The organism is Kitasatospora sp. NPDC093679 (assembly GCF_040683455.1).
GTDB classification, from domain to species: domain Bacteria; phylum Actinomycetota; class Actinomycetes; order Streptomycetales; family Streptomycetaceae; genus Kitasatospora; species Kitasatospora arboriphila.
Genome location: NZ_JBFBDW010000040.1, coordinates 44,797 through 70,854, shown reverse-complemented (window position 1 = coordinate 70,854; position 26,058 = coordinate 44,797). Strand labels below are relative to the sequence as shown.

The window sequence follows — 26,058 nt, the reverse complement described above, 5'->3', positions numbered from 1 at the left end:
GAGGGGTACTGGGCAAGCTGGTACAGCCGCATGGGCGTGTTCCGGGGGTGGTGGCAGGGGCCCGCGGGGCGCGGGGGCGGGCACGTGTCGGCGTCGGGCGGCGGGGTCGGCCGCCCGACGGGCGGTCAGGCGGCCGGTCCGGTGCGGTCGATCGTGCCCGGGGGCGGCGCCCGGAAACCGCGGTCCGGCCGGGGACGGTGGCGGCGGTGCGGGCTTCGGCCACGGGACGCTCTGCGGTGGACACGGAACGGAACCTTAGGTTAGGCGTACCTAATCACGTCAAATCGGCCGATCCGTCGGGGTGTCGGCGTGTCGACGGCCCGTCAGGTCCATGTAAGGTGAGGCATACCTTAGTTGATCACGGGAGTCCTCCGATGCTCCAGCTGACGGCCGCGCGCGCCTCCGCCGCCGGGCCACCCACGTCGATTCGGCGTCTTGTCGACATCTGTCCGGCGCTGCCGGTCACCCTGTTCGACGGACCGCCGGCCGACCGCGAACGCTGGTGCCCCGGAGACGCCCTGGCCGCCCGCGCCGAATCCCTCGTCGCCGCCGAGGCCGCCCGCATCGAGGCCGCGCACGGCACCGCCCCGCGGCCGCACGTCGCCGCGTCCCGGCTCCTCCACCACTACCTGTGGTCGCTCTGCCTGCTCACCGCCGGGCCCTGGTACCTCGACGGACGGGCCGCCCGGATCGCCCCCGGCGCCCTCTGGATCGAGGAGTCCACCGGAGACCTCGCCCTGCTCGCCGACCTCCCCGACGACGGGCCGCACGGACCGGACGGCCTGCGGACGGCGGTCGCCGCCCACGCGGGGCCGGTGCTCGGCGCCTTCCAGCCGTACGTCCGGCGCGGACCCCGCGCCCTCTGGGGCATGGTCACCGACGACCTGGTCTCCGCCCTCTGGTACCTCGGCCGGACCCTCGGCGAGGAGGACCGGGCGGTCACCGCCGCCTCCGTCCTGCTGCCCGGCGGCACCCCGCCCTTCAGCGGCGCCGCCGCCTTCCGCCGCCTCCCCGGCACGGAGGGCCGCCGCCACTGGACCCGCACCCGCCAGGGCTGCTGCCTCTACTACGCCGTCCGCCCGGACGAGGCCTGCACCACCTGCCCCCGCACCCCCGACGACGAACGCGTCCGCCGCCTGGAGCAGTGACGAACGCGGCGCATCGCACCCGAATGGGTACCCCAGGGCGCGGGGAACCGCGCAGCTCGGGAGTGGCGGCACCAGTGGGGGCGGTGCGCCCGGTCATTGCATGTTCAGCACGGCCGGATCGACGGTACGTCGAAGGGCCGGGCGGGTTGCCTTCCGCTGCGCGCAGTTCCCCGCGCCCCTGATCAAGCTCCCCCGGTCCTGCGAGGTTCAGGCCCTGCGGGAGACGGCCACGCCGGTGAGGCAGAGGGCGCCGCCGGCGAGGGCGAGGGGGGCGGGGAGTTCGCCGAGGAGGAGCCAGGCCATCAGCACCACCAGGGCGGGGACGGCGTACGTGGTGGCGCCCATCCGGCCGGCGGTGGTGCGGGAGAGGGCGTAGGCCCAGGTGGTGAAGGCGAGGGCGGTCGGGAAGAGGCCGAGGTAGACCAGGCCGAGGACGGCGGAGGCCGGGGCCCGGCCGAGGTCGTGCACCAGACCGGGCGCGAACGGCAGGCAGGCGACCGCGCCGATCAGGCAGCCGAAGGCGGTGGTCTGCAGGGGAGTGGCGTGCCGCAGCGCGGGCTTCTGGAGCACCACGCCCGCCGCGTACGCCGCGGCGGACAGCAGGCAGAGCACGATGCCGAGCAGCGAGCCGTGCCCGCCGTCGCCGGACATCGACAGCCCGGTCACCACGGCGCCCGTGAAGGAGACCGCGATCCCGGCGACCAGTCCGCGCGGGAAGCCCTCCTTGAGCAGCCAGCCGCCGAGCAGGGCGATGAGCAGCGGGCCGATGTTGACCACCATCGCGGCGGTGCCCGCGTCGACCTGCTGCTCGCCCCAGTTGAGCGCCACCATGTAGAACCCGAACCAGAGCACTCCGGAGGCGGCGATGCCGGGCCAGGCGGCCCGCGGCGGCAGCCCCTCGCCGCGGGCGGCCAGCAGGACGATCAGGGCGATCGCGCCGACGGCGAGCCGGCCGAGGGCGAGTGCCCCGGGGCCGAAGGAGGTGCCGGCGTCGCGGATGACGACGAAGGCGGAGGCCCACAGCACGACGGTGGTGGCGGCCGCGCCGAGGGCGCGTCCGTCGAGCGGCGCGGCGGCGTCGGTGAGTGTCTGCTCCATGCCGCGCACGGTACCGGCCGGAGGGTTCGTCGCCGACCGAAATATCGCCACCGAAATATCGCGGGCCGAAATATCGCGGGCCGAAATATCGCGGGCCGAAACGGCGCGGGCCGCCGGTCAGCAGCCCTCGGAGAGCAGCTTGTCGTACGCGGCCCGGACGGTGCGGTCCATGGCGAGCATGAACTGGGCGTCGGCGGTGGCCCGGGCGAGCGGGCGGACCCGGCGGATCCGCTCGGTCAGTCCGGCGGCCTCCTCGGGGGTGAGGTCGTCGACGTGGGCGAGCTTGCCGAGCAGGTGGTCGCGGGCGAGTTCGGTGAAGGCCTCGGCGACGGCGTCGAGGTGTTCCTGGGTCCTGCGGCTGACGTCGAGGACGGCGGCGAGCGGGACGCCCTCGGCGACCAGGGCGAGGGTGGCGTCCATCAGGCGGCGGCTGATGTGGGTGATGCCGTCGTCCTCGACGGTGATGTAGCCCTGGGCGATGGACTCGGCGGTGTTCTCGGGGGTGAGCTGGTCGCCGAAGGCGGCGAGGAGTTCGTCCCAGCCGAGCCGGACGGGGGTCTCGTCGGACCAGGGGGCGGCGATCTCGTCGCGCAGGCCGATCAGGTCGGCGACGTCGCGGCCGCTCTCGCCGGCGCCGATGAGTTCGGTGATGCCGCCGAGGGTGTGGCCGCGGTCCAGCAGTTCGCCGATCATCTTCAGCCGGGCGAGGTGCTGCTCGCCGTACCAGGCGATCCGGCCCTCCTTGCGGGGCGGCTGCAGGAGCTTGCGTTCGCGGTAGAAGCGCAGGGTCCGGGTGGTGATGCCGGCGGCCGCGGCGAGCTCCTCGACGCGGTACTCGCGGGGCTGCCCGCTGCTGCTGGTGATCTCCGCCACGCCGCTCAGCATAGGGCGGTCGTGCCGTGAGACGTCGTGTCCGGCTCCTTCCGCACGGGGGCGGCAGCGGCTACTCTGCCAATCGTGCCAGTGATTACTGGCACGGTTAGGCTCGACAGTCCCCGCCGTTCCACCAGCTCCGCCCGGATCCACCCGCACCCCGCACCTCACACCCCCCACCCTCGCCACCTGCCCTGGAGCCGCCGCATGGCATCGCGCAGCAAGCAGCCCGCCGCACCCGCCGCGGGCGCGACCGACCATCCGCACGTGCGGGTCGCCGTGATCGGCTCCGGCTTCGGCGGCCTCGGCGCCGGCGTCCGGCTCCGCCGGGCGGGCATCACCGACTTCGTCATCCTGGAGCGGGCCGCGGCCGTCGGCGGCACCTGGCGCGACAACAGCTACCCGGGCTGCGCCTGCGACGTCCCCTCGCACCTGTACTCCTTCTCCTTCGCGCCGAACCCGGAGTGGCCGCGCAGCTTCTCCGGCCAGCCCGACATCCGCGCCTACCTGGAGAAGGTCACCGACACCTTCGGGCTCCGCCCGCACCTGCGGTTCAACGCCGAGGTCACCGAGGCGCGCTGGGAGGAGGGCCCGGCCCGCTGGCGGCTCACCACCTCCGCCGGCACCTGGACGGCCGACGCCGTGGTCTCCGCCGCCGGGCCGCTCGCCGACCCGCAGATCCCGGACGTCCCCGGCCTCGCCGGCTTCCCCGGCACGGTGTTCCACTCCTCCCGCTGGGACCACGACTACGACCTGGCGGGCAAGCGGGTCGCGATCGTCGGCACCGGTGCCTCCGCGGCCCAGATCATCCCGGCGATCCAGCCGCAGGTCGGCCGGCTCACGGTCTTCCAGCGCACCCCGGCCTGGGTGCTGCCGCGCCGCGACCGCGAGATCACCGGCCTGGAGAAGTGGCTGCACGGCGCCCTGCCGCCGACCGGCGCGCTGCGCCGCGGCACGCTCTTCGCGCTGCGCGAGCTCCAGGTGGACGCCTTCGTCCGCCGCCCCGGCCTGCTGAAGCTCGTCCAGAGGATCGCCGAGAAGCACATCGCCCGCGGTGTCGCGGACCCGGCGCTGCGGGCCCGGCTGACCCCGGACTACCGGATCGGCTGCAAGCGCATCCTGCTGAGCAACACCTACTACCCGGCGCTGGCCGCGGCCAACACCGACGTGGTCTCCTCCCGGCTCGCCGAGGTCCGCGGCTCGACCCTGGTGGCCGGGGACGGCAGCGAGCACGAGGTGGACGCGATCGTCTTCGGCACCGGCTTCCACGTCACCGACATGCCGATCGCCCAGCGGGTCTTCGGCATCGGCGGGCGCAGCCTGGCCGAGGAGTGGAAGGGCGGCATGGAGGCGCTGCGCGGCTCCACCGTGCGCGGCTTCCCCAACCTGTTCTTCGTGATCGGCCCGAACACCGGCCTCGGCAACAGCTCGATGATCCTGATGATCGAGTCGCAGCTGAACTACCTGGTGGACGCGCTCACCACCCTGGACGCGGTCGGCGCGACGGCCATGCAGCCCACCGCCGTCGCCCAGAGGCACTGGAACCTCGAACTGCAGCACCGGATGGACCGCACGGTCTGGACGACCGGAGGCTGCGTCAGCTGGTACCTCGACGACAGCGGGAAGAACACCGTGCTGTGGCCCGCGTCGACGACCGCCTTCCGCCGTGCCACCCGCCGGGTGGACCTCGCCGAGTACGAGCTGATCAAGCGCCCCGCGGCCGTCACCGCCGCGGCGCCCGCCGAGGAGGTGCCGGCGTGATCGACGCGGACTGCGTGCTGCCCGACCCGGCCGCGATCAGGCGGGTCCGCTCCGCCGACGGCACCGGGCTCAACGTGGAGCTGTACGGGCCGACCGGCGCCCCGGTGGTCGTCCTCGCCCACGGCTGGACCTGCTCCACCCCGTTCTGGGCGCCGGTGGTCAACCGGCTCGCCGCCGACCACCGGGTGGTCGCCTACGACCAGCGCGGCCACGGTCGCAGCGACGTGCCGTCCGGCTCCGCCGGGTACGGCACGGCCCGGCTGGCCGACGACCTGGAGGCCGTGCTCACCGACGTCCTGCCGGACGGCGGCCGCGCGGTGCTGGCCGGCCACAGCATGGGCGGCATGACGATCATGGCCGCGGCCGACCGCGGCGGGGTCGCCGCCCGGACGGCGGGCGCGCTGCTGATCAACACCGGCCCGGCCGACCTGGTCGCCGAACTGCTGGTCGTCCCGGCGGCCGTCCGCGGCGCCGGGCTGCGCCGGGCGCTGCACCGCGCGGTGCTGGAGTCGAAGCTGCCGCTCGGCCCGGTCAACGGCGTCAGCCGCGCCCTGCTGAAGTACGCCACGATGGGCCCGGGCACGCCCGCGGCCCGGGTGGACGCCTGCGCCCGGATCGTGCACGCCTGCCCGACCTCCGTCCGGCACGGCTGGGCGAAGGTGCTCGGCGAGCTGGACGTCACCGCGGGCCTGGCGAGGCTGACCGCGCCGACCGCCGTGGTGGTGGGCAGCAGGGACCGGTTGACCCCGCCGGTGCACGCCCGCCGGATGGCCGCCGCACTGCCCGACCCGCAGGGCCTGCTGGAGCTGCCGGGCGTCGGGCACATGTCCCCGATGGAGCGGCCCGCCGAGGTGGCCGCCGAGATCCGCCGGATCGTCACCCTCACCGCCGACACCCGTGCCGACACCCCCGCCGACAAGCAGAGGAGCGCCACCGCATGAACCCGCCCCTGTCCTCCCAGGTCGTGGTGGTGACCGGTGCCGCCCGCGGCATCGGTGCCCTGATGGCCCGTCGGCTCTCCGCGCAGGGTGCCAAGGTGGCGCTGGTCGGCCTGGAGCCGGCCGAGCTGAAGGCGGTCGCCGCCGAGTGCGGTCCGCACGCCTCCGCCTGGGAGGCCGACGTCACCGACCTGGAGGCGCTGAGCGCCGTCGCCCGGCAGATCCAGGACCGCTACGGCCGGATCGACACCGTGGTGGCCAACGCCGGCATCGCCATCGGCGGCCCGCTGCTGGACAGCGACCACCGGGCCTTCACCCGGGTGATCGAGGTCAACCTGCTCGGCAGCGTGGCCACCGCCCGGGCCTTCCTGCCCGCGCTGACCGAGAGCCGCGGCTACCTGCTGCAGATCGCCTCGCTGGCCGCGCTGACCCCGGCTCCGCTGATGTCCGCGTACTGCGCCAGCAAGGCGGGCGTCGAGGCGTTCGCCCATGCGCTGCGCGCCGAGGTGGCGCACCAGGGCGTCAGGGTCGGTGTCGGCTACCTCAGCTGGACCGACACCGACATGGTGCGCGGCGCCGACCAGGACACCGTGCTGAAGCAGATGCGGGCCCGGCTGCCCTGGCCCGCCAACAAGACGTACCCGCTCGGACCGGCGGTGGACCGGCTGATCGCCGGCATCGCCCGTCGCTCGGTGCACGTGTACGCGCAGGCCTGGCTGCGCGGCATGCAGCCGGTCCGCTGGCTGGTGCCTTCGGTGGTGGCGCTCGGCGGCCGCCGCGACATGGCCCGGCTGGAGCCGGAGCTGAAGGCGACCGCGGACCAGCGGTTGCGGCCGGTCGGCGCGGGCGGCGAGGCCGACACCGCGGCCCGGAGCGCCGGCACGCTTCCGGGTGAACCGGCGGCGGGTCGAGTGGACGGCACGGCGGACTGATCGTCAGTCTCGGGCCGGGGTGGCGGAATCCGGCGCCCCGGCCCTGACGGCTTTCGGCCAACCGGGTGCGGTTACGTTGGCGTAAAAGCTCCCCATGAACAGCCCAAAGGCCGGTAAACCTCCGGCATTTGAGTGATTTGTCCGCACTATTTCGCGGCCGGAACGCATCTGACACGTGCACGGCGGGAATGCGTAGCCTCTGCTCGGCGGCCCCCAACGCCGCCATTCCCCCACACCCTCCTCGGGAGAGCAGATGCGCCGTTCTGCCCGTGTCATCCGTCCTGCCCTCGCGGCCCTCCGCGGCAACCGGCTGCTCGCCGCGACCGCCCTCGCCGGCGTCCTGTCGGTGGGTCAGCTCGTGCTGCCGGCCTCCTCCACGGTGCTGGCCGCGCCGAGCGCCTCGGCCTGTACCGGGGGCGAGGACGCGGCCGCCCGCCGCGCCGCCGGCTCCACCGCGCACGAGCCGAACGCCGTCACCGACGTGCAGGCCCAGGCGATGGACGCCGAGCTCAAGGCCCGGGTCGCCAAGCTGGCCAAGACCTCCCAGGGCTCCCAGCTGCTTGCCGACTCGGCCCTGGCGGCGACGAGCATCCCGGTCTACGTCCACGTCATCCACTCCGGTACGACCGGCAAGCTGTCGGCCGCGACGATCGCGAGCCAGATCGCCGTGCTCAACGCCGCGTACGGCGGCCAGGGCACCGGCAACACCGCGACGCCCTTCACCTTCACCCTGGCCGGCACCGACTACACGGACAAGGCCGCCTGGTACAACGGCATCACCCCCGGCTCCAGCGCCGAGAAGCAGATGAAGTCCACCCTGCGCAAGGGCGGCGCCAACGCGCTCAACCTCTACACCGCGAGCCTCGGTCAGAGCCTGCTGGGCTGGGCGACCTTCCCGAGCTCGTACGCCTCCAACCCGACCGACGACGGGGTGGTGATGCTGGACACCTCCGTGCCCGGCGGCTCGGCGACCAACTACAACGAGGGCGACACCGCCACCCACGAGGTCGGCCACTGGCTCGGGCTCTACCACACCTTCCAGGGCGGCTGCAACGGCAACGGCGACTACGTGGCCGACACCCCGGCCGAGAAGAGCGCCGCGTACGCCTGCCCGACCGGCCGCGACACCTGCACCACCAAGACCGGTGTCGACCCGATCCACAACTTCATGGACTACACGTACGACTCCTGCATGTACCAGTTCACCCCGGGCCAGGTGACCCGGATGACCAACTCCTGGGCCGCCTACCGGGCCTGACCCGGCGCAGCCCGACCGCGCCGCCCGTCCCGGGTCCGTCCCGGGGCGGGCGGCGCCCGTGCGCCCCGGCGGTTCGACCCAGTACGGTCGGCGCATGACCACTGCTCTCATCACCGGCGCCACCGCGGGGATCGGTGCCGCCTTCGCCCGACGCCTCGCCAGGGACGGCCGCGACCTCGTCCTGGTCGCCCGCGACACCGAGCGGCTGGAGGCGGCCGCTGCGGACCTCGGCAAGCGCTTCGGCGTCCGGGTCGAGACGCTCACCGCCGACCTCGCCACCGACGCGGGCATCGCCGCGGTCGAGGAACGGCTGCGGGACGCCGAGCACCCGGTCGACATCCTGGTCAACAACGCCGGCTTCGGGAACAAGGGGGCCTTCCTCCAGGTCCCGCTCGGGGCCGAGCTGGACATGCTCAAGGTGCACGTCGAGGCCGTCCTGCGGATCACGAGCGCGGCCGTGCCCGGGATGCGCGAGCGGGGCCGCGGCGCGGTGGTCAACGTCGCCTCGGTCGCCGCCTTCTTCCCGCGCGGCACCTACGGGGCCAGCAAGGCGTGGGTGGTCAGCTTCACCCAGGGCGTCGCCCGCGACATCGCCGGCAGCGGGGTCCGGCTGCAGGCGCTCTGCCCCGGCTTCACCCGGACCGAGTTCCACCAGCGGGCCGGCATGGGCACCTCGAACATCCCCTCCTGGGGCTGGCTGGACGCCGACCGCGTGGTCGACGACTCGCTGCGCGACCTGGTGCTGGGCAAGACCGTTTCGGTGCCCGGCAAGCGCTACAAGCTGGCGGTGGCGCTGGCCAGACTGGTGCCGAGCGGCCGGGCGGGTGCGATCTCCTCCAAGGCCGGGCGCAGCTACGGGCCGAACTGAGCGCCGGACCGGGGTGGCGCGGCCGGACCGCCAGGAATAGGGCCAGCCTCATTATTAGTTAAGCTAATGATGATGCAGCCCTTGCCCGGCGGTCCCGCCCGCCCCACCCCCGGAGGTCGCCCTTGAAGCTCGACCGGATCGACTGGACCCCGCCCGAACGGGACCGGGCGGAGCAGCCCCCGCCCGCCCAGCTCCGCCGCATCCTCGCGCTGTTCCGGCCCTACCGCGGGCGGCTCGCCGTGGTCGGCCTGCTGGTCGCGGCCTCCGCGGTCGTCTCGGTGGTCACCCCGTTCCTGCTGCGGGCCACCCTGGACACCGCGATCCCGCAGGGCCGCACCGGGCTGCTCACCCTGCTCTGCCTCGGCATGATCGCCGCCGCGGTCGTCAACAGCATCTTCAACGTGCTGCAGACCCTGATATCCACCGTGGTCGGCCAGCGCGTCATGCACGACCTGCGCACCGCCGTCTACGCCCACCTGCAGCGGATGTCACTGGCCTTCTTCACCCGCACCCGCACCGGCGAGGTGCAGTCCCGGATCGCCAACGACATCGGCGGCATGCAGTCCACCGTCACCATGACCGCCACCTCGCTGGTCTCCAACCTCACCGGCGTCGTCGCCACGGTCGTCGCCATGGTCGCCCTCGACTGGCGGCTGACCGTCGTCTCGCTGCTGCTCCTCCCGGTCTTCGTCTGGATCAGCCGCCGGGTCGGCAACGAGCGGAAGAAGATCACCACCGAGCGGCAGCACAAGCTCGCCGCGATGAGCTCCGCCGTCCAGGAGTCGCTCTCGGTCAGCGGCATCCTGCTCGGCCGCACCATGGGCCGCGCCGACTCGCTCTCCCGGGACTTCACCCGCCAGTCGGACGAGCTCGCCGACCTGGAGGTCCGGGTCAACATGGCCGGGCGCTGGCGGATGTCCACCATCCAGGTCGTGATGGCCGCGATGCCCGCACTGATCTACTGGGCCGCCGGGCTGACCTCCGCCGGCGGCGCCCCGATCGTCTCGGTCGGCACCCTCGTCGCCTTCGTCTCGCTGCAGCAGGGCCTCTTCCGGCCGACCGTCAGCCTGCTCTCCACCGGGGTGCAGGTGCAGGTCTCGCTGGCGCTCTTCCAGCGGATCTTCGAATACCTCGACCTGCCGGTGGAGATCGCCGAGCCGGACCGCCCGGTCCGCCTGGACCGCGTCCGCGGCGACGTCACCTTCGAGGGCGTCGAGTTCCGCTACCAGGGCGACCAGGACCGCCCCACCCTCACCGGCGTCGACCTCAAGGTCCCGGCCGGCAGCTCGCTCGCCGTGGTCGGCGAGACCGGCTCCGGCAAGACCACCCTCAGCTACCTCGTCCCGCGGCTGTACGACGTCACCGGCGGGCGGGTCTGCATCGACGGCACCGACGTCCGCGAACTCTCCTTCGACACCCTGGCCCGCGCGGTCGGCGTGGTCTCCCAGGAGACCTACCTCTTCCACGCCTCGGTCGCCGACAACCTGCGCTTCGCCAAACCCGACGCCACCGACGAGGAACTCGTCGCGGCCGCCGAGGCCGCCCAGATCCACCCCATGATCGCCGCCCTGCCGGACGGCTACGACACCCTGGTCGGCGAACGCGGCTACCGCTTCTCCGGCGGCGAGAAGCAGCGCCTCGCGATCGCCCGCACCATCCTGCGCAACCCGCCCGTGCTGATCCTGGACGAGGCCACCAGCGCCCTCGACAACCGCACCGAGGCCGCCGTCCAGCAGGCCATCGACGCGCTCGCCGTCGGCCGCACCACCATCACCATCGCCCACCGGCTCTCCACCGTCCGGCACGCCGACCAGATCGCCGTGCTCGACGCCGGCGAGGTGCTGGAGCTCGGCAGCCACGAGGAACTCCTCGACCGCGGCGGCCACTACGCCGCCCTGCTCCGCCGCGAGGAGGTCGCCTAGGGAGCGTCCTCAAGGCGGGCACCACGCGGGTGCATCACCGGAAGTGCCCCCACGCGCCCCTGGTGGTGCGCCCCCTCCCGCGGGCCGGGTCCGGTGTCAGTCGGCGGATTCGCGGGCCGCGGCGGCCGCCGCCAGCGCGGCCGTCAGGTAGCGGCGGACGGTCGCGAGTTCCGCGGCGTCGAAGTCGTCCGCCGTGCCCACCAGGGCCCCGATCAGCGGGCCGAAGAACGACCAGCCGAGCCCGACCGCCTTCTCGTCCACGGTGAGCAGCACCCGGCGGCGGTCCCGGTCGTCCCGGGTGCGCGCCACCAGGCCGAGCCGTTCCAGCCGGTCGACCAGGCCGGTGGTGCCGGCCGAGTTGAGCCGCAGCGCCGCGCCGAGCCGGCCGGGGGTGACGGTCTCGCCGGCCCGGGCCGCGTCCAGCAGGTGGACGAGCGCCCGCAGGTCCGTCGGGTGCAGGCCGTGCCGGGCCGCGAACTCCGCGCCGAGCAGGTCGAACTCCACCGTCACCGCGCGCAGCAGGTGCACCAGGTCCATCGCCGGCCCCTCCGGCCGTTCCTCCGTCACCACAGCCACCGTCCTTCCTCCGTCGGCCCCTCCGGGGTTATTCTCTCGTTCAGCGAGAGAATTGGTCAACGAGACATCTCCACCGAGACGACCGGGGGGTCACCTGTGTCCACCACCGCGCCCCGCACGCACCAGGACTTCGACGCCGCCTACGACGCCCTGCTGGCCCGCTGGCCGGCCGGCACCGCCGAACTCGACGTCCCCACCCCGTACGGCACCACCCGGGTGCACGCCCACGGCCCGGCCGGTGCGCCGCCGCTCGTCCTGCTGCCCGGCGGCGGCGCCACCGGCGCGGTCTGGGCCGGCACCGCCGCCGCCCTCGGCGGGCGGCACCGGGTGTTCGCGGTCGACCTGCCCGGCGACGCGGGACGCAGCGCCCGCGGCGGCCGGCCGCTGCGCACCGGTGGCGACCTCACCGCCTGGCTGGACGCGCTGCTGGACGGGCTCGGCGCCGGGCGCGCCGACCTCTGCGGCCACTCCTACGGCGCCCTGCTGGCGTTCGGGTACGCGGAGCGCAGGCCGCAACGGGTCGACCGGCTCGCCCTGCTCGACCCCACCCAGTGCTTCGCCGGCTTCCGGCCCGGCTACGTGCTGCGCGCGCTGCCGCTGCTGCTCCGCCCCACCCGGGCGAACGCCCTCGCCCTGCTGGCCCGGGAGACCGCGGGCACCGCCGACCCGGACTGCGCCGAGGTGTACGGGCAGGGCGTCGGCCTGCCCGACCTGGCCCGGCCGCTGCGGCTGCGCCGACCGGACGCCGCCGCGCTGCGCGGCCCCGTGCTGGTGCTGGTGGCCGGCCGCAGCGGGGCGCACGACGCGCGGAAGGTCGCCGCGGCGGCCCGCAGGGCGCTGCCGGACGGCGAGGTGGCGGTGCTGGAGGGGGCGACCCACCACGGGCTGCCCGTGGTGGGCGGGGACGCGCTGAACGCCCGGCTGGCGGCCTTCCTCGGCCGCGGACGGGATCAGGCGGCCTTCGGCGCCTCGTTGTAGGCCTCGGCCAGCTCCTGGCCGGACAGCTCGTGGATCGCCGCCATCACCTCGTCGGTGACCTGGCGGCGGGCCCGGGCCGAACGGGCCTGGCCGTGCAGCTCCGGGAAGTGCAGGGGCTTGCCGAAGCGGACCGTCACCCGGCGGATCCGCGGGATCCGGCGGCCGACCGGCAGGATCTCCTGCGGGCCCTCCAGGGCGACCGGGACGACCGGCACGCCGGCGGTCAGCGCCAGCCAGGCCACGCCCGTCTTGCCCTTGTAGAGCCGGCCGTCCAGCGAACGGGTGCCCTCCGGGTAGATGCCGAAGGCCTTGCCGTCGTTGAGGATCTCCAGCGCCTGCTCCAGCGAGGCGGCGGCCGCGCGGATCTCGCCGCGCTCGACCGGCACGGCGTTGATCACCGAGGTGAAGAACGCGCGGGAGACCGCACCCTTGAGCCCGGTGCCGGTGAAGTACTCGGCCTTCGCCAGGAAGTACACCTGGCGCGGGGCCGTCAGCGGGATCACCACGCTGTCGATGAAGGACAGGTGGTTGCTGGCCAGGATCACCCCACCCTTGCGAGGCACGTGCTCCAGGCCCTCGACGACCGGCCGGTAGACGGTCTTCGCCAGCGGCTTGAGCACGAGCTTCGTGATGAGGTTGAGCATGGGCCCTCCCTGGCCGGCCGACGGTGTCCCGACCGGTCGGCGCGGGATCAGTCCGCACATTACGACATGCACCCCGGCGTCCGTCCACTCCCTCCCGGGGCGGGTCGACCGAGATCCTCGTCACGCTGCGCACCCGCGCGGTCGCGCAGCCGGACGCGGTAGGCTGACGGCCCGTCACCCGGTGCGCCGGGGCGGTGTCAGGCCGTGAGCACCCGGCGGTCCGGGGCGGTGGCCTGCGCGCCGGTCGGGAAGACCTCCCGGACGACGCGCTCGGCGGCGTGCCCGTCGTCCCACGGGCAGAACCGCTCGCGGAAGCGCGCCCGCAGCTGCGGGTCCGGGTCGCCGGCCAGCAGGGCGTCGGCCGCCTGTCCGGTGGTGGTGGCGACCGCGCCGGGCGGCTCGGCGAGCAGGTCGAAGTAGACGCCGCGGACGGCCCGGTACTCGTCCCAGTCCGGGGCGAAGAGCGTGATCGGCCGGTCCAGCACGGCGTAGTCGAACATCATCGAGGAGTAGTCCGTGACCAGCGCGTCCGCGGCGAGGTACAGGTCCTCGACCACCGGGTGGTCGGAGACGTCCACGATGCGGGCGGCGTCGGGTCCGGCGGTGAGGTCGCCCGCACCGCCGGTGTGGAAGTAGTGGGTGCGCACCAGCAGGGTGTGGCCGGGGCCGAGCCGGCGGGCCAGCTCGGGCAGGTCGAGCAGCGGCAGGTAGCCGCCGCGGGCCTCCCGGTGGGTCGGCGCGTAGAGCACGGTGCGCTGCCCGGTGCGGATGCCGAGCGCCTCGCGGACGGCGGCGCACTCCTCGGCGGTGGCGAGCGCCAGCCGGTCGTTGCGCGGGTAGCCGGTCTCCAGGATCCGGTACCGGCCGGGGAAGGCGCGGGCGAAGTGCTCGCTGGTGTGCGGATTGGGGGAGACCAGGTAGTCCCAGCGGTCGACGGCCTCCTGGAGACGGCCGAAGTCCATGCCGTCCGCGGCGATCGGATGGTCCTTCAGGTCCATCCCCATGCTCTTGAGCGGGGTGCCGTGCTGGGTCTGCAGGTGCACGGAGCCCGGCCGCTTGCCCATGGTGTGCGGGAAGTTCACGTTGTTGACGAAGTACTTGGCGGTGGCCATCGCCCGCAGGTAGCCGGGGGAGTTGAGCAGCACGTACGGCACCCCGGGCGGCAGCGCGGCGGCCTGGGCGGGGGTCTCCACCACCCACACGCCGCGGATCTGCGGGGCCAGTTCGCGGGCGCGCTCGTAGATGGCGGCCGGGTTGCAGGCGTAGCCGCGGTGCCAGTAGGCGGCGTACACCGCGAGGTGCTCGTCCATCGGCAGCCGGCGGAAGGCGTTGTAGACGGCGAACCGGGCGCCGCCGCGCACCACCCGGCGGACGGCCGGGGCGACGGCCAGGGTGTGGCGGCGGGCGGCCCGCGGCAGGGCGCGGGTCCGGCGCAGTTCGTCGTAGGAACGGCGGGCGCCGCGGGCGGCGAGCCGGTAGGACAGTCCGCGCGGCCCGCGCGGGAAGAGGTGGCCGGGCGGGCGGTGCCGGGCGATGTGCTCGGTGATCCGGCGGAAGAAGTCCGGGCGGGACGCCGGCGGCACCAGGCCCGGCGTGTCGTAGACGGTGAGGGCCTGCCGGACGGTCCGCTCGAAGACGGTCGCCCGCAGCGGGTGGGGGCGCCGGTCCAGGAAGGCGAAGATCTCCTCGTACTGGGCGAAGGCGTCGGCGTGCTTGGGGGAGGGGGTGCTGGTGATCGCCCCCGGGCGGCCGCGGCGGTACGCGTAGCAGGGGCGGTCCAGGAACCGCAGCCGGCCGGCGGCGAGCAGCGCCGGGTAGGTGACGGAGATGTCCTCGTAGTATCCGCGGCCGAAGGAGACGCCGAGGCCCAGCAGGTAGTCGCGGCGCAGCACCTTGTTCCACACCGCCATCACGGCGCGCAGCAGGTCGGGGTGGTCGGCCGCGGTGCAGCCGGCGGCCAGCTCGGGCCCGGTCAGGTGGTGGTGCCAGGGGTTGGGTGCGGCCCCGCCGTCGTTGTAGACGTGCACGAAGTCGGTGAGCAGCACGTCGGCCGGGGGCAGCCCGGACGCGGCCCGCTCCTCCTCGGCGCGCAGCTCGGCGAGGACGGCGTCGAGGGCGCCGTCCAGCAGTCGGTCGTCGCTGTCGACGAACCAGACCCAGCGGCCGCCGGCCTCGGCCAGCCCGGCCTCGCGGGCGCCGCCGAGGCCGCGGTTCTCGGTGAGGTGGCGGACCCGCAGCCGGGGGTCGTCGGCCGCGTACCGGTCGAGGATCGCCCCGCAGCCGTCGGGGGAGAGGTCGTCCACCGCGATGATCTCGACCTCGCCGGGGGCGGCGCTCTCCGCGCGCAGGGAGTCCAGGCAGTCGGGGAGGAAGCGCTCCACTCCGTGGACCGGCAGGACGATGCTGAGGAGGGGGATCACGCTCGTGTTCACTCCGCGCAGGACAGGTGGGTCGGCGGCTGCTCGCCCGGTACAGCCCACTGTAGCGAGCGCAAGTGGACGGCCGGTTGACAGAAAGTGATCGGCGGGGTGTCGGGATGTGTCTCGGTCCGACCGCTTCGGACTGTGAAAGCGCGGCGGGTGTCGAGGGGGTGCCGACGGGCGCGGGCGTCACGGCCCGCCGTCCGGGGACTGGGCAGCGGCCCCGGACGGCGGCCGGAAAACGCGACCGCCGGTGCCGCGCCGTGCGAGCGGCGGCACCGGCAGTCCGGTTTGGCGGTCCGGCCGACCCTCAACGACCGACCGCCGGTCCGTCACCGCACCTGAGTCGGGCCGCCGCAGCGTCGAGACGGCCGGACAGTGACTCAGCAGGTGTCGGAAGTTTTCTTCATCTGTCGAACTCATTCGACAGGAGTCTCGAGGGGTGGCTCGGGAACTCCGTGTCTGAGGAAATATTGCTTGTAGGTTTCCGCCGCGTCAATCCCTCGGACGCGTTCAAGTTGTGAAGGCACTCCGGATGGTCTTCCGTAGTCGGGCCGGGCTGCGGCGCAGGCCCGCACTCTCACCCGCACCGGTGACCCGGCCGGCCGCCGCGTCACCCGCGCGGGCTGCCCGCCGGCCGCACCCCCGGAGCTCCTCCCGCCCCCTGCGCGCCGGGCCCGTGCCGCCGTACGCGGCTGCGGCACCCGGCGTGCTGCCGCCGACAGGTTTGAAGTGCGCCCGATATGCCCGACCTGCGGTGCTGTGTCGCCGGTGATCGATGCCCAGTCGTGACCGAGGCCACGGCCGTCTGGTGAAGTGTCAGATCCGTTCGCACGATACGGTGGCAGAACACCAGGACGCTTGCGCGCGGAGAGCCACTCACGGATAGTCTTCGCCTCACGGCCCTGGCGCCTCGTAGGGGTGGGAAACGATGGAACAGATGCAAGTGCGACCCCGGCCGCGAGTGCCGGCGATCCAGTGCGGTGTCGGCACGACCGGCCGCCGGATCGACCGCCACCTGGCCGTACTCGGCGCGCCCGCGCTCTCGGCGGTCGACACGGCCGAGGCCCTCGGCCTGATAAGGGAGCTCACGCCGCGCGGCACCGGTGCGACCGGCACGCAGGCCGCGCCCCGGCGCACCGCCCGGGTGTCGCTGCTCACTCCGCTGCGCCGCCTGCGCCGCAGCCTGTTCGGCAGCCGGCACTAGCAGCGCGGCGGCGGCCCGGCAGCGGGCGCCGCGCACCGGCCGGGCCCGTGCCCGGCCGACGACCCGACGGACAGCCACCGTCCGCCGGGTCTCCGTCATGCCTCCGTCCCACTCCCCGGGACATCCGCCGGTCCGCGGCGGCCATGCGTCAGGATGGCCCCATGGCGGACACCTTCCACACGCTGACCTTCGAGACCACCACCGGCGCCGGTGAGGTCGCCCTCGACATCACCGAGCGCTGCGCGGCCTTCCTCACCACCGCGGCCGCCGGCCGCGACGGGCTGCTCAACGTCTTCGTCCCGCACGCCACCGCGGGCATCGCCGTGATCGAGACGGGCGCCGGCAGCGACGACGACCTGCTCGCCGTGCTCCGCGACCTGCTGCCCGCGGACGGCCGCTGGCGGCACCGGCACGGCACCCCCGGCCACGGCCGCGACCACGTGCTGCCCGGGCTGGTCGCCCCGCACGCCACCCTGCCGGTGATCGGCGGCAAGCTCGCGCTCGGCATCTGGCAGTCCGTCGTCCTGGTCGACACCAACGTCGACAACCCGCGGCGGACGGTACGGCTCAGCTTCCTCGGCTGACGGGCATACCCGCCCGCCGTCCGGCGTTGCCGACGGTGCCACCGCCCACCCGCCCGGGGCGGACCCGGAACGCCCACCACCACCGAGGAGGCCGACCATGACCGAGCCCGACACCTCCACCGCCGCCGCGACGGACGCCGTCTGCGAGCTCGCCCCCGCCGCCGACCGGGCCGTGCAGGGCCTCACCCCGGCGGCCGACACCGGCCCGCGCGCGGACTGCGTCCTGTGCGGCGAGCCGACCGAGTACCCGGCCGACCACGTCGGCTCGACGCTCTGCGCGGTCTGCACCTGGCAGCAGGCCCAGCGGATCGCCTGCGCGGGCTGACCGCCCGTCACCCCGGTCGGCGGACCCGCCGCGCCCCGGCCGGAACACCGCTGACGGAGGTTCAGGCGTCCTCCCGGTCGGCGACGGCCAGGGTCGAGCCGTGCCGCTGCTTGCGGACGAGCAACTGGGAGGGGATCCGGCTGCGCAGATCGGCGACGTGGCTGACGATGCCGACCGCGCGGTCCCGCTCGCGCAGGCCGTCGAGGACGTCCATGACCTCCTCCAGGGTCTGCTCGTCGAGGCTGCCGAAGCCCTCGTCGATGAAGAGGGTGTCCAACGGCATGCCGCCCGCCTCGTCCGTCACCACGTCGGCCAGGCCGAGGGCCAGGGCCAGCGAGGCGAAGAAGCTCTCGCCGCCGGAGAGCGTCGCGGTGTCGCGGTCCCGGCCCGTCCAGGCGTCCACCACCCGCAGCGACAGGCCGGAGCGCTTGGTGCCGGCGACCGGGCCGTCACTGTGCACCAGGGTGTAGCGGCCGCCCGACATCCGCACCAGCCGGTCGCTCGCCGCCGCGGCCACCTGCTCCAGCCGGGCCGCCAGCACGTACGACTCCAGCCGCATCCGCAGCGCGTTCTCCGCCGGGGCACCGGCCACCAGGGCGGCGAGCCGGCTGATCCGGCCGAACTCGGCGAGCTCGGGGGCCAACGCCGCGGCCAGCCCCGCCAGCTCTGCGCCGATCCGGGCCAGCGCGGCACAGCGCCGCTCCGCGGCACCGGCCTCCGCCGCGGCCCGCTGCAACCGGTCGGCGGCCCGCGCCTGACCGGCCCCCGCCGCGGCCGGATCCGCGGGCGGCAGCGCCGCGGCGGCCACCAGCTCGGGACGGACCAGCTCGGCCTCGACCGCGGCCACCGCCCGGTCGTGCGCCTCCAGCCGGGCCTCCATCGCGGACCTGCCGGCCGCGGGCAGGACCGCGGCGCGGGCCTCGTCCGGGGTGGCGAACCCGGCCTCGGCGGTGGCCCGCAGCAGCTCCCGCTCGGCCTCGGACAGCCGTCCGGCCGTCTCCGCCGCCGCGTGCACGGCGTCCAGGGCCGCGGCCACCGCCCGGGCGTCCTCGTCCAGCTGCCGGGCGCGGGCGGCCACCGAAGGGGCGTCGCCCCGGGCGCCGGTGATCAGCTCGGCGAGCCGCAGCCGCTCCGCGGCGAGGTCCTGCAGCCGGGCGTTGGCGGCGGCGGCGTCCGCACCGCCGGCCCGCAGCTGCTCCTCGCGGCGGCGCTGCTCGGCGGTGAGCTGCTCGATCCGCCGGACGGCCGTGCCGAGGGCGTCGGCCCGCCGGACGGCGGCCGACCGCTCCGCCTCCACGGCCGCCAACTGCTCGGCGAGCTCGGCGGAGGCCGTCTCGCCGGCGACGGCCAGGGCCGCGGACTCGTCGGCCCGCAGCCCGGCCACCGTGCGCCGGGCGTCCTCCAGCCGCTGTTCGGCGTCGGCCTGGGCGGCGGCGGCGCGCCGCTGGTCCCCGGCCGTGACCTGCCCCTCGCCGGGGCGGGCCGGGGCCGGGTGCTCGGCCGCGCCGCACACCCGGCAGGGGTCGCCGGCCCGCAGCGCACCGGCGAGTTCGGCGGCCATCCCGGCCAGTCGGCGCTCCTGCAGGTCGAGGGCGGTCGCCCGGGCGGTCAGGGCCAGGTCGTGGGCGTCCCGCTCGTGCTGCTCGGCGCGGGCGAGGTCGGCCCGCACGGTGTCCCGGCGGTCGGCGGCGGCGCGGCGGCCGGCGAGCTCGGCCCGCCGTTCGTCCAGCCGGAGCACCGTCCCGGCGGCGGCCTCCGCGGCGGCCCGCTCGGCCTGCAGCGCCTTCAGCCGGGCGTCGACCTCGGCCAGCCAGTCCCGGGCGTCCTCGACGAGCTGTTCGGCGGTGTCCCGGCGGTGCGTCAGGTCGGCGGCCTCGTGCCCGGCCTCGTCGTGGCGGCGCTCGGCGGCCCGGGCGGCGGTGAGCTCGCCGACCGCGGTGCGCAGCCGGCGCTCCTCGGCGGCCAGCGCGGCCGCGTCCGCCCCGGCGACCGGCCGTGCCCCGGCCGGCCCGGCCTGGTGCGGCAGCAGCGTCCCGGGCCCGCCGTCGGCGCCTGCCCCCTCGCCGGTGTCGGAGCCCGCGGCACCGGCCCGTACCGGCACCGCGGCGAAGCGCCGCCGCAGGGCGGCCCGGCACTGCTCCTCCGCCTCGGCGGCCGCGGCGTGCGCGTGCTCGGCGGCGGCCCGCAGCCGGAGCGCGGACTCCACCCCCAGGGCGGCCCGGGCCGCGGCGAGCCGGCGGCGCTCGGGACCGAGCGCCGCGCCCTCCTCGGCCAGCCGCCGGGCGGTGCCGACCGCCGCCGCGTGCCGGAGCTGCTGCTCGGCGAGGGTGTCCGCGGCCCGCCGCCGCCCGTCCGCGTCGGCCTGCGCCCGCCGGGCCGCGGCGAGGGCGGCGTCGGCCACGGCCCGCTGCTCGGCGGCCTGGCTGCGCAGGATCGCGGCCCAGCCGAGCACCCCGTCGACCAGGCCGGCGGCGCTCGCCGCGGAGCCGTCCTCGGCGGGCAGCCAGTCGTCCGCGGGTTCGCCGCCCGGGCCGGCGGCCTCGGCGGCCCGGGCGGCCAGGTCGCGCAGCCGCTGCCGGCCGTCGCGGACGGCCGCCTCCTGGCGGAGCCGGCGCTCGGCGAGCCAGCGCTCGACCTGGCCGAACCGCTGGGTGTCGAAGAGCCGGCCGAGCAGTTCGGCGCGCTGCTTGGTGTCGGCCCGCAGGAAACGCGCGAAGTCGCCCTGCGGCAGCAGGACGACCTGGCAGAACTGCTCGCGGCTCATGCCGACCAGGCGGCGGATCTCCTCGCCGGCCTCCTGGTGGGAGCGGCTGACGGCCCGCCAGCCGGGGGTGCCGTCGCCGGCGTCCGCGGCCCACTCGCGCAGCAGGGTCTGCGGCTTCTCCGTGGTGGTGCCGGTGCCGCGCAGCTTGGGCCGCTGCTGCTCGGGGCTGCGGGTGATCTCCAGCCGCCGGCTGCCCAGCGTGAGGTCGAGCCGGACCTCGGTGAGCAGACCGGGCGCGGCGTGGTCGCTGCGCAGCGGGTTGCCCCGGCGGGCGCCGGGCACCTCGCCGTAGAGGGCGTAGCAGACCGCGTCGAGCACGCTGGACTTGCCGGCGCCGGTCGCGCCGCGCAGCAGGAAGAGCCCCGTCGAGGCGAGGCGGTCGAAGTCCACCTCCTCGGTGCCCGCGAACGGGCCGAAGGCGGTGAGGGTCAGCCGGTGCAGCCTCATCGGGCGGCCTCCCGGGCGAGCTCGGCCTCGCGGCGGACGGTCTCGAAGCCCTCGGTGAGCCAGTCGCGCTCGTGCGCGCCGAGGTCGCTGCCGGGCCGGACGTGCCGGACGAAGCCCTCGGCGATCTCCAGGTCGGAGCGCCCGGTGACCCGGGCCGCGTACGAGGGGTGCGGGTCGCCCTCGGCCGGCTCGGGCTCGAAGAGCAGCTGGAGGGTGTGCGGGAAGCGGCGGCGCAGCGACTCCATCGGCTCGGGGGGCCGGGCGGCGTCCGTGAGGGTGGCCTGCACCCAGCAGTCCTCGGCCCAGGCGTGCTCCTCGGCGGCGAGCAGGTCGGCGAGGCGGCCGCGCAGCCGGGCCAGCGCGCGCGGCTGCGGGCAGTCGATCCGGCGCTCCTCCGCGATCGAGCCGTCGGCGTCCAGCTCGATCAGCCACATGGTCTTGCGGTGGTCGGCCTCGGAGAACGAGTAGGCCAGCGGGGAGCCGCTGTAGCGCAGGTGCGGGGCGAGCCGCTGACTGCCGTGCAGGTGGCCGAGGGCGGCGTAGTGGACGCCGTCGAAGACCGCGGCGGGCACGCTCGCCACCCCGCCGACGGTGATGTCGCGCTCGCTGTCGCTGGGGGCGCCGCCGGTCACGAAGGCGTGCGCGAGGACGACCGCGCGGGTGCCGGCCGGGCGCTCGGCGAGGTCGGCGCGGACGGCGTCCATCGCGGCGCCGAGCACCTGCTCGTGGCCGCCGCGGTCCAGCCCGAAGCGCTCGCGGACCAGGGCCGGCTCCAGGTACGGCAGGCCGTAGACGGCGACCGGGCCGTGCGCGTCGGCTAGCAGCACGGGCTCGGCGCAGCCGTCCGGGTCGGTGCGCAGGTGGATGCCGGCCCGGTCGATCAGCCGGGCGGCGACGCCGAGCCGCCGGGCCGAGTCGTGGTTCCCGCTGATGAAGACCGTCGGCACGCCGAGCCCGGCGAGGCGGACGAGGACGTCGTCGAAGAGCGCGACCGCCTCCAGGCCGGGCAGCGCCCGGTCGTACACGTCGCCCGCGACCAGCACAGCGTCCACCCGCTCCGCCGCGGCCACCGCGACCAGGTGGTCGAGGAAGGCGCGCTGGGCGTCGTGCAGGCTCTCCCGGTGGAAGGAGCGGCCGAGGTGCCAGTCGGAGGTATGCAGGAGTCGCATGGGCATCGACCATAACGGGCTCCGCCGACAGCCGGGTCCTCCCTTTCGGATCGTGCCCGGCGTCGTGCGCCCGGCACGATCCGAAAGGGAGGGCCCGGGCCGGTGACCGGCGCGACCGGTGCCGATCCGTGATCGCGGGCGGACGGTCGGTGACGGGCGGTAGGGTCGCGACGCGGGCACGGCGGCGTTGCGGGTATGCCCCGGGCGGCGGCCAGGACTGTTCATCGACCGGATGTTCGGGGAAGATCAACAGTCGGAGCGGGCGGCGGCCCGCCGCACCCGCTCCCCGGCCGCCGACCGGGCGCGCCGGCGGCCCGGGACCGGAGGGGACACGCGTGAACCGCATCGAGTACAGCGCGGAGATCGCCGACCTGCTCGGGAGGGTCCGGCGCCGGCCGATCGCGGGCTGGCCCTGGCGGCCCGGCGAGGACGTGCCGGCCGGGCTGCCGGTCAAGCAGTCCTGGGGCTGGCTGTTCGCCCCGGACGGGCGGGTGCTCACCCTGGTCAACCCGAGGGACGGCATCGTCAGCCTGCCCGGCGGCTCGCTGGAGCAGGAGGACGGGGGGGACCCGGCCGCGGCCCTCGCCCGGGAGGCGGGGGAGGAGGCACAGGCGGTGATCGGCCGCCCCCGGTACCTCGGCTACCTCTACGACCGGGTGGGCTCGGCGAACGGCGGGCACGAGTGCGCCCGCGTCCGGATGGCGGCGGCGCTGCGCCGGGTGGGCCCCTCGCGGCCGGACCCGGCCTCGGGCCGGCACTACCGGCGGCTGCTGGTCGCCCCCGGCCTCGCGGTCGAACTGCTGGGCTGGGGCCCGCAGGGCGTCCGCCAGGCCCGGGCGGCGGTGACCGCGGCGGTGGTGCACCTCGGGGTGCCGGCCTCGGCGAACGAGACGATCGAGGAGCTCCCGCCGGCCGGCTGCGTCCTCTTCGGATGACTCCCAGGATTCTTTGACGATCCGTCAATCCTGCTTTCAGAAAAGGTTTCCATCGGAATTCCGGATGGCACCGCGGTGACGTGACGGTGCCACATCCGATGCTCCGTCAACAACTTTGGCATGGGCACTATCCGGCGAGGCTACTGCCTGGTATCACAACAGTGTGATCCGGGTCACCCCCACTTCCGGATTGCATTCACCCCCCCACCCGGAGGTTCCCCCATGCCTCGCACCAGAGTCCTGCCCGTCGCGGCCACGGCGCTCGCGCTCTCCCTCGCCACCCTGATCACCGCCACCGACGCCTCGGCCGCCGGAGCACGCTACGTCGCCCTCGGCGACTCGTACTCCGCGGGCGTCGGAGCGGGCAGCTACACCGGCGACAGCGGCAGTTGCAAGCGCAGCACCAATGCCTACCCGTACCTCTGGAAGAACGCCAACGCCCCCACCTCGTTCAGCTTCGTCGCCTGCTCCGGCGCGAAGACCGGCGACGTGCTGAACAACCAGGTCTCCGCACTCAGTTCGAGCACCACCCTGGTGAGCATCACCATCGGCGGCAACGACGCCGGCTTCGCCAGCACCATGCAGACCTGCGTGCTCAACTCCGAGAGCAGCTGCCTGAGCGCGGTGGCGGCCGCGAAGTCCTACGCCACCAACACCCTGCCCGGCCAGCTCGACGCGGTGTACTCGGCGATCCGCAGCAAGGCCCCCAACGCGCACGTCGTGGTGCTCGGCTACCCGCACCTCTACAAGATCGGCGGCAGCTGCATCTTCGGGATCGGCGACACCAAGCGCACCGCGATCAACGGCGCCGCCGACACCCTCGACTCGGTCATCGCCAAGCGCGCGGCCAACGCCGGCTTCACCTTCAAGGACGTCCGCAGCATCTTCACCGAGCACGAGATCTGCGGCTCGTCCACCCAGTGGCTCAACAGCACCACGCTGCCCGTCGACGAGAGCTACCACCCCAACAAGGCCGGCCAGTCCGGCGGCTACCTGCCCTCGTTCAGCGCCGCGGCTTGACCTCCACCGGCCCGCCGTGCCCGCGCCCCGCGCCCCGCGCGGCGCGGCGGGCCGTCAGGGCGCGTACAGCTCCTCGATGTCCTCCGCGTAGTAGGCCTGGATCGCGCTGCGCCGCATCTTCAGCGAGGGCGTCAGCAGCCCGTCCTCGGCGCTGAACTCCTTGGGCAGCAGCCGGAAGGCGCGGATCGACTCGGCCCGCGAGACGGCGGTGTTGGCCGCAGCCACCGCCCGCTGGATCTCCCCGTGCAGATCGGTGTCGGCGAGCGCCCCCCACACGTCCAGCTGTTCGCGGCCGCGCAGCTTCAGCCAGTGCGCGAGCGCCTGCGGGTCCAGGGTGACCAGGGCCGCCACGTACGGGCGGTCGTCGCCGACCACCAGGCACTGGGCCACCAACGGGTGCGAGCGCACCCGCTCCTCCAGGGCGCCCGGGGCGAGGTTCTTGCCGCTGCTGGTGACGATCAGTTCCTTCTTGCGGCCGGTGATGGTGAGGTAGCCGTCCTCGTCCAGCTCGCCGAGGTCGCCGGTGGCCAGCCAGCCCCGGACGAGCGCCGCCTCGGTGCACCGCGGGTGGTTGAGGTAGCCGGAGAAGACCGTGCCGCCGGTCACCCACACCTCGCCGTCGTCGGCGATCGCCACCGCCGCCCCGGGCACCGGCCGGCCCACCGTGCCGAACTTGGGCCGCCCCGGCGGGTTGGCCGTCACCGCGGCGGTGGTCTCGGTCAGGCCGTACCCCTCGTACACCGTCATGCCCGCCCCGGCGAAGAACAGGCCGAGCTCGCGGCCCAGCGTCGAGCCGCCGGACATGATGTTGCGCACCCGCCCGCCGAGCACCGCCCGCAGCCGCTGGTACACCAGCCGGTCGTAGGCGGCGTGCCGCACCCGCAGCGCCGTGTTCGGCCCCGGGCCGTGGCCGAGCGCCTTCCGCTCGCGGGCGGCCGCCCAGGCGACCGCCGTCTCCGCCGCCAGGTCGAACAGCTCGGCCTTGCCGGCCTCCTCCGCCCGCTCCCGGGCGCGCTGGTAGATCTTCTCGAAGACGTACGGCACCGCGTGCAGGAAGGTCGGCCGGAAGGACTCCAGCGCCGGCAGCAGGCTGTCCGTGGTGAGCTGCCCGTGGTGGCCGATCCGGATGCCGCCGCGGACGGCGGCGACCTGCACCATCCGGCCGTAGACGTGGGCCAGCGGCAGGAAGAGCAGGGTGGCCGGCGGCACACCGCCGGTGTCCCGGAAGATCTCGCCCCAGCCCTCCAGCAGGGCGTCCGCCTCGGCGGTGAAGTTGCCGTGGGTGAGCAGGCAGCCCTTGGGGCGGCCGGTGGTGCCCGAGGTGTAGATGACGGTGGCGATGCTCTCCGCGGTGACCCCGAGCCGCTGGCGGTGCACCAGCGCGTCCGGCACGCCCCGGCCGTCCTCGATCAGCGCGCCGACGCAGTCCCGGTCCAGCTGCCAGATGCCGGTGAGCTCGGGCAGCGCGTCGCAGACCGCGCCGACCGTCATCGCGTGGTCCTCGTGCTCCACCACGCAGGCCACCGCCTGCGTCTCGGCGAGGATCCAGCGGACCTGTTCGGGCGCCGAGGTCGGGTACACCGGCACCGGGATCGCGCCGACCGCCCAGAGCGCGTAGTCGAAGAGCGTCCACTCGTAACAGGTGCCGGACATGACGGCGACCCGGTCGCCGTAGCGCACGCCCCGGGTGAGCAGCCCCTTGGCGAGGGCGAGCACCTCGTCCCGGAACTGGAGCGCCGTCACCGGCTGCCACACCCCGTCCACGAGCCGGGAGAGCTGAATCAGCCCCGGGCTCTGCTCGGCCGTGTCGAACACCGAGTCGGCGAGCCCGCCGGCGGCCGGTTCGGACAGGGCGGGGCTGCTGACCTCGCGCACACCGCCCCCGATCCCCGTCTTCCCCGCGCGGTCGGCCTGCCCGGCCGGCGGACGGATCGGCAGCGAAGCTACCGGATCTCCGGCCGTGCTGCCCAGAGGCCCGGGGACGCCCCGGCGCGATCGGCACCGAGTGCACCCCCCGGTGACAGCGGAGAGCGGTCGCCCGGGGAGCAATACCGGATCAATCGGACAGGTGCCGGAAGGGATGGCTGCGACCCTTCGAACGGGTGGTCAGCGCGGTGTAGAGTCACGCAGATCCGACGGCCCGGCCCCCCGCCGGGACACCCATGCCCGATCGGGGAGGCGCGACCGCCCG

General features: G+C 75.0%; 21 protein-coding genes. 13 read left to right on the top strand and 8 right to left on the bottom strand.

Annotated elements, in window-relative coordinates:
• Positions 1–374: 374 nt before the first annotated feature.
• Positions 375–1,148 (top strand): (2Fe-2S)-binding protein, encoded by a 774-nt coding sequence (locus AB0O09_RS27515; RefSeq protein ID WP_363545757.1) that lies wholly within the window; start codon positions 375–377, stop codon positions 1,146–1,148.
• A gap of 207 nt (positions 1,149–1,355) precedes the next feature.
• Here the strand turns inward: AB0O09_RS27515 and AB0O09_RS27510 are convergent, their stop codons facing one another.
• A complete protein-coding gene (locus AB0O09_RS27510; protein WP_363545755.1) occupies positions 1,356–2,246 on the bottom strand; it encodes a DMT family transporter in 891 nt (296 codons plus the stop codon).
• A 117-nt stretch (positions 2,247–2,363) separates the two neighbouring features.
• Positions 2,364–3,119: a MerR family transcriptional regulator gene (locus tag AB0O09_RS27505; protein WP_363545752.1), complete on the bottom strand. Its 756-nt coding sequence runs from the start codon at positions 3,117–3,119 to the stop codon at positions 2,364–2,366.
• 207 nt (positions 3,120–3,326) lie between these two features.
• Between AB0O09_RS27505 and AB0O09_RS27500 the strand changes: the two genes are divergently transcribed.
• The 6 genes from AB0O09_RS27500 (at position 3,327) to AB0O09_RS27475 (ending at position 10,798) form a co-directional block, all read left to right on the top strand.
• Complete coding sequence (locus tag AB0O09_RS27500) at positions 3,327–4,880, top strand: NAD(P)/FAD-dependent oxidoreductase (RefSeq protein ID WP_363545750.1); 1,554 nt, start codon at positions 3,327–3,329, stop codon at positions 4,878–4,880.
• Positions 4,877–5,821, top strand: a complete 945-nt coding sequence (locus AB0O09_RS27495; protein WP_363545747.1) for an alpha/beta hydrolase — start codon at positions 4,877–4,879, stop codon at positions 5,819–5,821. Before AB0O09_RS27500 ends, AB0O09_RS27495 begins: the two co-directional genes overlap by 4 nt.
• Entirely contained in the window at positions 5,818–6,750 is a 933-nt protein-coding gene (locus AB0O09_RS27490; RefSeq protein WP_363545744.1) for an SDR family oxidoreductase, read from the top strand. The genes AB0O09_RS27495 and AB0O09_RS27490 overlap by 4 nt, the downstream gene beginning before the upstream one ends.
• 253 nt (positions 6,751–7,003) lie before the next feature.
• Positions 7,004–8,008: a zinc metalloprotease gene (locus AB0O09_RS27485; protein WP_363545741.1), complete on the top strand. Its 1,005-nt coding sequence runs from the start codon at positions 7,004–7,006 to the stop codon at positions 8,006–8,008.
• A 94-nt stretch (positions 8,009–8,102) separates the two neighbouring features.
• A complete protein-coding gene (locus AB0O09_RS27480; protein WP_363545738.1) occupies positions 8,103–8,876 on the top strand; it encodes an SDR family NAD(P)-dependent oxidoreductase in 774 nt (257 codons plus the stop codon).
• Positions 8,877–8,998: 122 nt separating this feature from the next.
• Positions 8,999–10,798 (top strand): ABC transporter ATP-binding protein, encoded by a 1,800-nt coding sequence (locus AB0O09_RS27475; protein ID WP_363545735.1) that lies wholly within the window; start codon positions 8,999–9,001, stop codon positions 10,796–10,798.
• A 96-nt stretch (positions 10,799–10,894) separates the two neighbouring features.
• Here AB0O09_RS27475 and AB0O09_RS27470 read toward each other — a convergent pair whose 3' ends face one another.
• A complete protein-coding gene (locus tag AB0O09_RS27470; RefSeq protein ID WP_363545759.1) occupies positions 10,895–11,335 on the bottom strand; it encodes a helix-turn-helix domain-containing protein in 441 nt (146 codons plus the stop codon).
• 135 nt (positions 11,336–11,470) lie between these two features.
• Between AB0O09_RS27470 and AB0O09_RS27465 the strand changes: the two genes are divergently transcribed.
• The gene (locus AB0O09_RS27465) at positions 11,471–12,352 is read left to right on the top strand and encodes an alpha/beta fold hydrolase (protein WP_363545732.1); all 882 of its coding nucleotides are present in this window, start codon (positions 11,471–11,473) and stop codon (positions 12,350–12,352) included.
• Here the strand turns inward: AB0O09_RS27465 and AB0O09_RS27460 are convergent.
• Together AB0O09_RS27460 and AB0O09_RS27455 are read right to left on the bottom strand one after the other, a co-directional pair.
• Positions 12,325–12,996 (bottom strand): lysophospholipid acyltransferase family protein, encoded by a 672-nt coding sequence (locus AB0O09_RS27460; RefSeq protein WP_030265561.1) that lies wholly within the window; start codon positions 12,994–12,996, stop codon positions 12,325–12,327. The genes AB0O09_RS27465 and AB0O09_RS27460 overlap by 28 nt on opposite strands.
• 197 nt (positions 12,997–13,193) lie before the next feature.
• Positions 13,194–15,428 (bottom strand): bifunctional glycosyltransferase family 2 protein/CDP-glycerol:glycerophosphate glycerophosphotransferase, encoded by a 2,235-nt coding sequence (locus AB0O09_RS27455; protein WP_363545729.1) that lies wholly within the window; start codon positions 15,426–15,428, stop codon positions 13,194–13,196.
• A 919-nt stretch (positions 15,429–16,347) separates the two neighbouring features.
• Here AB0O09_RS27455 and AB0O09_RS27450 point away from each other — a divergent pair.
• The 3 genes from AB0O09_RS27450 to AB0O09_RS27440 all read left to right on the top strand — a co-directional run bounded on the left by AB0O09_RS27450 (position 16,348) and on the right by AB0O09_RS27440 (position 17,532).
• A complete protein-coding gene (locus AB0O09_RS27450; protein WP_363545726.1) occupies positions 16,348–16,623 on the top strand; it encodes a hypothetical protein in 276 nt (91 codons plus the stop codon).
• Between the two features lie 161 nt (positions 16,624–16,784).
• Complete coding sequence (locus tag AB0O09_RS27445; protein WP_363545723.1) at positions 16,785–17,207, top strand: YjbQ family protein; 423 nt, start codon at positions 16,785–16,787, stop codon at positions 17,205–17,207.
• A gap of 97 nt (positions 17,208–17,304) precedes the next feature.
• Positions 17,305–17,532: a hypothetical protein gene (locus AB0O09_RS27440; protein WP_363545720.1), complete on the top strand. Its 228-nt coding sequence runs from the start codon at positions 17,305–17,307 to the stop codon at positions 17,530–17,532.
• Positions 17,533–17,593: 61 nt separating this feature from the next.
• Here the strand turns inward: AB0O09_RS27440 and AB0O09_RS27435 are convergent, their stop codons facing one another.
• Both AB0O09_RS27435 and AB0O09_RS27430 read right to left on the bottom strand, forming a co-directional pair.
• Entirely contained in the window at positions 17,594–20,743 is a 3,150-nt protein-coding gene (locus AB0O09_RS27435; RefSeq protein WP_363545717.1) for an SMC family ATPase, read from the bottom strand.
• Positions 20,740–21,912: an exonuclease SbcCD subunit D gene (locus tag AB0O09_RS27430; protein WP_363545714.1), complete on the bottom strand. Its 1,173-nt coding sequence runs from the start codon at positions 21,910–21,912 to the stop codon at positions 20,740–20,742. Before AB0O09_RS27430 ends, AB0O09_RS27435 begins: the two co-directional genes overlap by 4 nt.
• Positions 21,913–22,247: 335 nt before the next feature.
• On the opposite strand from AB0O09_RS27430, the gene AB0O09_RS27425 reads away from it, so the two are divergent.
• The gene (locus tag AB0O09_RS27425; protein WP_363545712.1) at positions 22,248–22,847 is read left to right on the top strand and encodes an NUDIX hydrolase; all 600 of its coding nucleotides are present in this window, start codon (positions 22,248–22,250) and stop codon (positions 22,845–22,847) included.
• Between the two features lie 222 nt (positions 22,848–23,069).
• On the top strand, positions 23,070–23,867 hold the full coding sequence (locus AB0O09_RS27420) for an SGNH/GDSL hydrolase family protein (RefSeq protein ID WP_363545709.1): 798 nt from the start codon (positions 23,070–23,072) through the stop codon (positions 23,865–23,867).
• Positions 23,868–23,921: 54 nt separating this feature from the next.
• On the opposite strand, the gene AB0O09_RS27415 is transcribed toward AB0O09_RS27420, so the two are convergent.
• Positions 23,922–25,742, bottom strand: a complete 1,821-nt coding sequence (locus AB0O09_RS27415; RefSeq protein WP_363545707.1) for a long-chain fatty acid--CoA ligase — start codon at positions 25,740–25,742, stop codon at positions 23,922–23,924.
• Positions 25,743–26,058: the final 316 nt, after the last annotated feature.

Bases quoted from the DNA above. Each gene is read 5' to 3' on its own strand.
- AB0O09_RS27515 (WP_363545757.1), top strand. From the start codon at position 375: ATGCTCCAGCTGACGGCCGCGCGCGCCTCCGCCGCCGGGCCACCCACG.
- AB0O09_RS27510 (WP_363545755.1), bottom strand. From the start codon at position 2,246: ATGGAGCAGACACTCACCGACGCCGCCGCGCCGCTCGACGGACGCGCC.
- AB0O09_RS27500 (WP_363545750.1), top strand. From the start codon at position 3,327: ATGGCATCGCGCAGCAAGCAGCCCGCCGCACCCGCCGCGGGCGCGACC.
- AB0O09_RS27490 (WP_363545744.1), top strand. From the start codon at position 5,818: ATGAACCCGCCCCTGTCCTCCCAGGTCGTGGTGGTGACCGGTGCCGCC.
- AB0O09_RS27485 (WP_363545741.1), top strand. From the start codon at position 7,004: ATGCGCCGTTCTGCCCGTGTCATCCGTCCTGCCCTCGCGGCCCTCCGC.
- AB0O09_RS27480 (WP_363545738.1), top strand. From the start codon at position 8,103: ATGACCACTGCTCTCATCACCGGCGCCACCGCGGGGATCGGTGCCGCC.
- AB0O09_RS27470 (WP_363545759.1), bottom strand. From the start codon at position 11,335: ATGGACCTGGTGCACCTGCTGCGCGCGGTGACGGTGGAGTTCGACCTG.
- AB0O09_RS27460 (WP_030265561.1), bottom strand. From the start codon at position 12,996: ATGCTCAACCTCATCACGAAGCTCGTGCTCAAGCCGCTGGCGAAGACC.
- AB0O09_RS27450 (WP_363545726.1), top strand. From the start codon at position 16,348: ATGGAACAGATGCAAGTGCGACCCCGGCCGCGAGTGCCGGCGATCCAG.
- AB0O09_RS27445 (WP_363545723.1), top strand. From the start codon at position 16,785: ATGGCGGACACCTTCCACACGCTGACCTTCGAGACCACCACCGGCGCC.
- AB0O09_RS27440 (WP_363545720.1), top strand. From the start codon at position 17,305: ATGACCGAGCCCGACACCTCCACCGCCGCCGCGACGGACGCCGTCTGC.
- AB0O09_RS27435 (WP_363545717.1), bottom strand. From the start codon at position 20,743: ATGAGGCTGCACCGGCTGACCCTCACCGCCTTCGGCCCGTTCGCGGGC.
- AB0O09_RS27430 (WP_363545714.1), bottom strand. From the start codon at position 21,912: ATGCGACTCCTGCATACCTCCGACTGGCACCTCGGCCGCTCCTTCCAC.
- AB0O09_RS27420 (WP_363545709.1), top strand. From the start codon at position 23,070: ATGCCTCGCACCAGAGTCCTGCCCGTCGCGGCCACGGCGCTCGCGCTC.